9 protein-coding genes are annotated in these 6817 nt (G+C 60.8%); all 9 read right to left on the bottom strand.

The genetic code is table 11. From position 1 onward, the window contains the following. Positions 1-5: 5 nt before the first annotated feature. Positions 6-1538 carry an acyl-CoA carboxylase subunit beta gene (locus WA989_RS02420; RefSeq protein WP_424338934.1) on the bottom strand — a complete coding sequence of 511 codons (1533 nt, stop codon included), beginning with the start codon at positions 1536-1538 and terminating at the stop codon, positions 6-8. 145 nt (positions 1539-1683) lie between these two features. After that, positions 1684-2403 carry a hypothetical protein gene (locus tag WA989_RS02415; protein WP_424338933.1) on the bottom strand — a complete coding sequence of 240 codons (720 nt, stop codon included), beginning with the start codon at positions 2401-2403 and terminating at the stop codon, positions 1684-1686. A 150-nt stretch (positions 2404-2553) separates the two neighbouring features. Further along, entirely contained in the window at positions 2554-3192 is a 639-nt protein-coding gene (locus WA989_RS02410; RefSeq protein ID WP_424338932.1) for a hypothetical protein, read from the bottom strand. Positions 3193-3288: 96 nt separating this feature from the next. Continuing rightward, positions 3289-3972, bottom strand: a complete 684-nt coding sequence (locus tag WA989_RS02405; RefSeq protein ID WP_424338931.1) for a hypothetical protein — start codon at positions 3970-3972, stop codon at positions 3289-3291. A 21-nt stretch (positions 3973-3993) separates the two neighbouring features. After that, positions 3994-4725, bottom strand: a complete 732-nt coding sequence (locus tag WA989_RS02400; protein WP_424338930.1) for an ATP12 family chaperone protein — start codon at positions 4723-4725, stop codon at positions 3994-3996. Positions 4726-4801: 76 nt separating this feature from the next. Then, positions 4802-5245 carry a hypothetical protein gene (locus WA989_RS02395; protein WP_424338929.1) on the bottom strand — a complete coding sequence of 148 codons (444 nt, stop codon included), beginning with the start codon at positions 5243-5245 and terminating at the stop codon, positions 4802-4804. A gap of 164 nt (positions 5246-5409) precedes the next feature. Beyond that, positions 5410-5553: a hypothetical protein gene (locus WA989_RS02390; RefSeq protein ID WP_424338928.1), complete on the bottom strand. Its 144-nt coding sequence runs from the start codon at positions 5551-5553 to the stop codon at positions 5410-5412. 62 nt (positions 5554-5615) lie between these two features. Then, positions 5616-6290, bottom strand: coding sequence for an HAD-IA family hydrolase (locus tag WA989_RS02385; protein ID WP_424338927.1), 675 nt, complete (start codon positions 6288-6290; stop codon positions 5616-5618). 26 nt (positions 6291-6316) lie between these two features. Beyond that, on the bottom strand, positions 6317-6817 hold a 501-nt coding region (locus tag WA989_RS02380), incomplete at its 5' end, for a pseudouridine synthase (RefSeq protein ID WP_424338926.1).

Genomic DNA, 6817 nt, shown 5'->3' with positions numbered 1-6817 from the left:
CCCACTCACAGCGGAATATTATCGTGCTTCTTCCAGGGGTTTTCGAGTTTCTTGGTCTTGAGGGTCCGGAGCGCCTTCACCACGCGTTTGCGGGTTGAGTGGGGCATGATGATGTCGTCGATATAGCCCTTTTTCGCGGCCACATAGGGGTTGGCGAAATTGTCTTCATACATCTTGGTGTGGGCGGCGATCTTGTCCGGGTCGCCAATATCCTTGCGGAAGATGATCTCGACCGCGCCCTTGGCGCCCATCACGGCGATCTCGGCGGTCGGCCAGGCATAGTTCACGTCGCCGCGAAGGTGTTTCGAACTCATCACGTCATAGGCGCCGCCATAGGCCTTGCGCGTGATGACGGTGACCTTGGGCACGGTCGCTTCGGCATAGGCGAAAAGGAGCTTGGCGCCGTGCTTGATGAGGCCGCCATATTCCTGCTTGGTGCCCGGCATGAAGCCCGGCACGTCGACGAAGGTGACGATCGGGATGTTGAAACAGTCGCAGAAGCGCACGAAGCGGGCGGCCTTGCGCGATGAGTCAATGTCGAGCACGCCGGCGAGCGTCATCGGCTGGTTCGCGACGACACCGACGGTCGAGCCTTCCATACGCCCGAAACCGCAGAGGATATTGGCGCCGAAATCGGGGCTGATCTCGAAGAAATCGCCCTCGTCCACCGTCTTCTCGATCAGCTCTTTCATGTCATAGGGCGTGTTCGGATTGGACGGGATGAGGCTGTCGAGGCTGGGCTCGATCCGCATCGGATCATCGAAGCTCGGGCGGACCGGCGGCTGCTCGCGGTTGGACAGCGGCAGGAAGTCGACGAGGCGGCGCATCTGGACGAGCGTCTCAATGTCGTTCTCGAAGGCGCCATCGACCACGCCGGACTTCTTGGCGTGCACGGACGCACCGCCGAGGGATTCGTGGGTGACCTCTTCATTGGTGACGGTTTTGACCACGTCCGGGCCGGTCACATACATGTAGCTTGTGTCCTTCACCATGAAGATGAAGTCCGTCATGGCGGGCGAATAGACATCGCCGCCCGCGCACGGGCCCATGATGACCGAGATCTGCGGAATAACGCCTGAGGAGAGGACATTCTCCATGAAGATGTCGGCATAGCCGGCAAGGCTGTCGACGCCTTCCTGGATGCGCGCGCCGCCTGCATCGAAAATGCCGACCACCGGCGCGCCATTCTTCGCGGCCATCTTCTGGATCTTGACGATCTTTTCGGACTGGGCGAGCGAGAGCGACCCGCCAAAGACGGTGAAATCCTTGGAGAAGACATAGACCAGCCGGCCATTGATCGTGCCGAAGCCGGTGACCACGCCGTCGCCGGGGATGCGCTGGTCTTCCATGCCGAAATCGTGGGAGCGGTGCTCCACGAACATGTCGGTTTCCTCGAAGCTTCCCTCATCCAGCAGCATGGTGACGCGTTCGCGCGCTGTCAGCTTGCCCTTGGCGTGCTGGCGCTCGATCCGGTCCTTGCCGCCGCCCATACGGGCTTCCTCGCGTCTGGCTTCGAGGGCTTCGATGACATCCTTCATGGGCGATCTACTCCATCAACCTGTTTCCGGTGTCCTTGATACGCACTCGAGGCCGCGACGCAAGCCAAAGGGCAGGCTGTCTTTGCGGGAGCCTGCCCTCATGCCCTTCATTCTGTAAGGCTTTTTACGGGGTGGGGGGTCCGGACTAGCTGCCGCGGCGCCCGCCTCTCAGACCATCATCGCCATAGGTACGCTGACCGCCAGGTCCTGTGCGCCGGCCGCGATCGTCATCACGGTCCCGGCCCCGGCCGCGGTCTCGCCCATGGTCGTTATCGTGGCGGTCGCTGCGGCCATAGCTGGAATGGCTTTGGCCGCGATTGCCCCAGCTATAGCCGCGATTACCGGAGTGGCCATAGCTGTAGCCGTAGCCACTATTGCGATAGCCATAACCGCGCGAGCCCGGCCGCGGAATACCGCTCAGCGAAACAACGCGGCCATAGCTGACCGAGCAGGAGATATCGCGTTCCAGCTCGCGCCTGCGGCCTTCGAACTCGACATCGTCGAAGCGGACGAGGAAGCTGTTACGGCCGGTCTGGCGGGTGCGGATATCGTCATCAATGTCGATGTCGCGATACCCGACGCGGTAGCCCTGACGCTGGATCTCGGCGGCGCATTGCTGCATCGCGCTGCGGCGAAGCTGACGGGTTTCCCACGGGGCCTGGCCATAGCGTGAACGGGAATGATAGCGCCCGTCTCGGCCGCGCCAGCGGTCGTGTCCGATGGAGACGTAGAAGGACGCATCGCCAACGCTGAGTGAGAGCGCAGGCGAGGCCACAGCGGTTGTGCTGGCCGGTGCATCTGCGAGCGCCGGGAGTGCGGTGAGTGGGGTTGCCGCCAAAGCCAGCGCTGCCACTCGGGTATTCATGATGCGGTTCATCATGGCTGCAGAAAAGCACATGGTGTTGCAACCCAGCATGACTGGCGCGTTCAGTTCTGTTCAGACTGTTTTTTGTTTTATTTCAATGTGCTACACCGTAAGGCTGCTTCGTTGGGCCAGAACAGGCCACTTGAATGTTCAGGCGCAGCCTTCCACGAAACTGACCGCAGGCTCGATACCGAGGCGGTAGGCGCGCACCCTGCCCTGATTGCCTTCCTCGAAAATGGCGAAAACACCATCGCCGAGATCGACCTTCAGGTCTTCATTGGCGGGCGCATATTTGTTCGGGGTGCGTGTGCCGCCGGGATAGAGATCGTCGATCTCGTCGAGCAGCATGCCGACCTTGGCGCCGGCGGCGGTGGCGACGCTGGTGTCGCGGATATCGATGCGCTTGACCGAGCCATCGACCATCATGAAGGCCGTGCCATAGCCGGCGCCGGCTGGCAGGAGATAGTAGCAGGACGTGTTTTCACGGGCATCGCCGTTGAGGTCGCCGGGATACGCCGCGCGCGCCTCACTCTCGCTCATGCCGAACTCTATATTGCAGAGCCCGTCTGCCGAAAGGGTCGAACAGGCCTCTTTTGCAGCAGCGACGGTGGCCGGATCATCAGGCTGGGTCTGCGCCCCGGTTGCGGGTTCACTGCCTGGCAGCTCTGCGAGGTCTGTGTCTGCGGGCGGGGTTGGCGCCTCTTTTGCCGCTTCATTTTCAGCCGGTCCGCCGCAGGCGGCGAGCGCAGCAAAGACGAAAGCGGCGAGCAGGGTCTGACGCGGTTTCATGAAGAATCTCCAGCATGTTTCAGAGAGAACCTAGCGCAAGCAGGTGCGTTAGGCGAATGCTTGGAGGGATGAGCGAGCCGCTATACGCGCTGCCCGTCACCCGATCGCGTCTTCGAGCCGCGTGACGAAAGTCCGCCATGTGTATCCGCTCGCAACATGGCGTGAGATGCACATGACCTCCCAGGTCTTGTGCGCGACGAAAGAGCAATTGGTGACATGGTCGCCAATCGCGATTTTTGCATAGTCTTCACGGGACATGCAGCATGCGCCTTCGGTCTGCTGGAACGCTGCGTCGAAATACTCAGTTTCGCTGCCCCATTCGACATCGTCTGGCTGGATGGTGAGATCGTCATTGTCCGAGAGCCAGACGCGCGTCTCAGCTTCTCCGTCGAAGACCTCTCTTTCACTGACGGAATAGGAAAAGCCTGAACGAAAGGCCTGCCAGGTCGACGGGGACGGTTGCGGCTTGAAGAGCATCTTCGCGAAGGGCTTAGGGTCGTCTACGAGATGATTCTCAGACACGGAGAGCGATGACCAGGTCTGCGTAACGACGGTCTGGCCGTGGGTCTCCTCCCATTGAACATCGAGCAGGACATCGCGGCGCGTGATATCGAATTCGTCCAAATAGGAGAGATAGGCGCCCGGCTGGAAATACGCCTTGTGATCTTCGAGCTTCATCACGCCGTAAGACGGCCAGGCGTCCTGTGCAGCAGCGGGAACGACCGCCATCGCAGAGATCAGGATGGCGGCGACAAGGACACGAAGACTATTGAATGCCATGCGTACTCCTTGCTCGATCCTTCAGCTCGTCCTCAGGGCAGCGAAGAACCGGCCAATCGCTTCGGCATCGCGTTTGCGCGCTGCTGTCGCGGCGGCGGCTTCGTCGTCTTCGCCCCACTGCTCAATTTGCCAGTCTTCATCAATACGCGAAAGGTCAAAGGCAGAACTTGCATCGGTTTTTCCGTGAAATACAGCAAAGGCGAGCACCGCAGACCCAAACAGCCCGCACGCCCAGACAAGGCCGGTCAGGCCGAAATCATCCAGCGCGAGCGCGTGATCATATGCTGCCTTGAGCGAGGTTTCAGGCTGCGGCGAAGCGATAATGCCTTCGACAGGCACAAGCACGATATCGAGCGCACGTCCTGCCCATTCGCGTAACGGTTTCCAGCCAGCGTCCTGGCGCTCGCGCAGGCCTGCCGGGCTTTCTGCCAGATGGCAGACGAGATCGGTCTCTGCATATTTGGCGATTTCTTCCGCCATCGCCTTGCGGGTGGCCGGTGTGCGGTCGATGGCGACATTGGCAAGCCGGGTGAGCGGCATGGTGGAGGGATCGATCCGCTCGCCCTGGCCGTTCCATTCGGCGGCGAGCAGGCCGGCAAGCACTTCGGTTGGCACGGTAATATCCGTCTTGGCGGGCGTCTTGACGGGCCGTCCATCCAGCTCGATGCGCCAGCCGTCACCGGACAGGGCGGCGGAGGCGGTCTTGTAGAAGCGTTTGGGAAGGGTCTGTTGTCTCGGAGGCGTCGCAGTCATGGCCGCTTCCTGACACGATGGCACGGGAAATGGAATGCGCGAGATTCAGGACGAGGTGGTCTCGGCGTGTTTGCGATCAGCCGGACGGCGTTTCATTGGCGGCGACGAATGTCGTCTCGCCGAGGCGCATCGTGTCGATAATGGTCTCGCTGTCCCGCTCCATCAGCGCAATCGTGCGGCCGATCCGGATCGTCTTCAGCGATTTCGGCTTTCTGGGCATGGCGAGCTTGGCGCGCCATTCCAGGGCAAGCGGATACATGTCTTCGGGGAATTCCTCGCCTCTCTCGATCTGCGCCGAAAGCGGCGATGGCTCGAAACAGAGATCATGCTTTGCAAGCCCGACCTCGCAGACCGTATCATTGACCTCAAAGCCGCGATTGAAGGTCGCAAAATCGGCTTCGGAAAAACGCGTTTCCAGATCCTGCGACCTGGAGCTTGAATTGGCGGCCAGCGTCAAAGCCCCTCCACCGACTACAGCAACCGCCACGCCTGCGAGAAGATAGTCGATGTTGAGTGTCATGAAGCTGCCTTTGCGTCTGAATGAGCGATACAAAACAAACGCGCATGACCCCTGATTGATCCGTGGAGCCTGCATCTTTGTACAGCAAAAACAGCGTCTTGAATAAAAAAAGGAGAGCCGGCACATGGCGGGCTCTCCCTTTACTCTTTTTGAGACGTGTCGCTCTAGTCGACGCTGTCCTCAACATCATCTGCAGCTTCGTCCAGCTCTTCACCGGCCTCTTCTGCCGGTCCGTCATTGTCTTCACAGGCGGCGACACCGCCGATTGCGCCCATAGCGACGAGAATTGCGACGAGTGATTTTTTCATGAGATTCCCCTTGGCTTGCTGAGTCTCTGAGTGGCAACGCTGCATCTGCGAAGTAGTTCCCGTCAAGCAATAGTTTTCGAGGCAAACCGGTCGAGGGCGCCGTTCAGAGCGCTGAAGTCATGGTGGACCTCGTGCGCGCCCGCCGCTTCCAGCTCTTCGGCAGCGCCGAATCCCCAGCTGACGCCCATTGTATGGATGCCCGCATTCCGGCCCATTGTGATGTCATGAATGGCGTCCCCGATGATGAGACTTTGATGGGGTTCGCAGCCGAGCGCGTCCATGGCCTGCTCGACCATGAAGGGGTGCGGCTTGCCGGGACCATCATCGGCGCACCAGATCGTGTCGAAGTATTGTTCCAGCGGGTGCATCTCGAAGATGGCGCGGATGCCGCGATGCGATTTGCCGGTCGCCATGGCGATCAGCCAATTGTCGTTGGCGAGGCGGTCGAGCGTCTCGATCGCGCCATCATAGAGCGGTTCCTTGAAACTCTCCTCGGTCCGGCGCAGGACGAAGGCTTCCCTGTAGGCCGCGGTGAGCCCCGCAATGTCGTGATAGTCCGGCGCCAGCGTGCGCACGGCCTCTTCAAGACCAAGACCGACGACCTTTCGCGTTGCTTCATAGTCCGGTTCAGGCAGGCCGCAGGTGCCGAAGGCGCGGCACATGGCGGTCTGGATCACGTCGCGGCTGTCGACGATGGTGCCGTCCATGTCCCAGATGGCGAGTTTGAGGTCGGTCATGGCGGGCTGATCCGGCGATTCTGGCGCTAGAGGAAGAGTTCGAGCGGGTCCTTGCCGGCTTCTTCTTCGAGGAAGCCGAGCGTCTTGAAGGTCTGCTTCATATGGCCTGAGAGCGGCGCCTGGATCACGATCGGCTTCTTGTTCTTGCGCGGGATCGACAGCGCGCGGGCATGCAGGTGGAGGCCGTTTGCGACGCCGAGCGGCACTTCGCGGCTGGTGACGTATTTGTCGTCGCCGAGAATGGATGTGCCGATCTCATGCATATGAAAGCGTAGCTGGTGCATTCGGCCCGTCTGCGGGCGAAGCGCGACCCAGGCGGCTTTCTGGGCAGCCTGTGAGACGGTAAAATAGTCTGTAATCGCGTGGCGCGCGCCTTCATCATTCTGCGCGCACTGGACCATGCGTTCGCGCCCTTCAGGCCCCTGCCCTTTCGTCATCCAGCAGCGCACCTGCCCGGCTGGTGGCTTGGGCGACCCTACGGTGACGGCCCAGTAGACCTTCTCCATGTCGCGTGAGCGGAACAGGTC

Origin of the sequence: Henriciella sp., from assembly GCF_049649345.1 — a bacterium.
GTDB lineage: Bacteria > Pseudomonadota > Alphaproteobacteria > Caulobacterales > Hyphomonadaceae > Henriciella.
This window is presented reverse-complemented; position numbering and strand designations above follow the sequence as displayed.

What these genes read in the sequence shown, in the direction of transcription:
- WA989_RS02420 (WP_424338934.1), bottom strand. Translation starts at nt 1,538, where the DNA reads ATGAAGGATGTCATCGAAGCCCTCGAAGCCAGACGCGAGGAAGCCCGT.
- WA989_RS02415 (WP_424338933.1), bottom strand. Translation starts at nt 2,403, where the DNA reads ATGAATACCCGAGTGGCAGCGCTGGCTTTGGCGGCAACCCCACTCACC.
- WA989_RS02410 (WP_424338932.1), bottom strand. Translation starts at nt 3,192, where the DNA reads ATGAAACCGCGTCAGACCCTGCTCGCCGCTTTCGTCTTTGCTGCGCTC.
- WA989_RS02405 (WP_424338931.1), bottom strand. Translation starts at nt 3,972, where the DNA reads ATGGCATTCAATAGTCTTCGTGTCCTTGTCGCCGCCATCCTGATCTCT.
- WA989_RS02400 (WP_424338930.1), bottom strand. Translation starts at nt 4,725, where the DNA reads ATGACTGCGACGCCTCCGAGACAACAGACCCTTCCCAAACGCTTCTAC.
- WA989_RS02395 (WP_424338929.1), bottom strand. Translation starts at nt 5,245, where the DNA reads ATGACACTCAACATCGACTATCTTCTCGCAGGCGTGGCGGTTGCTGTA.
- WA989_RS02390 (WP_424338928.1), bottom strand. Translation starts at nt 5,553, where the DNA reads ATGAAAAAATCACTCGTCGCAATTCTCGTCGCTATGGGCGCAATCGGC.
- WA989_RS02385 (WP_424338927.1), bottom strand. Translation starts at nt 6,290, where the DNA reads ATGACCGACCTCAAACTCGCCATCTGGGACATGGACGGCACCATCGTC.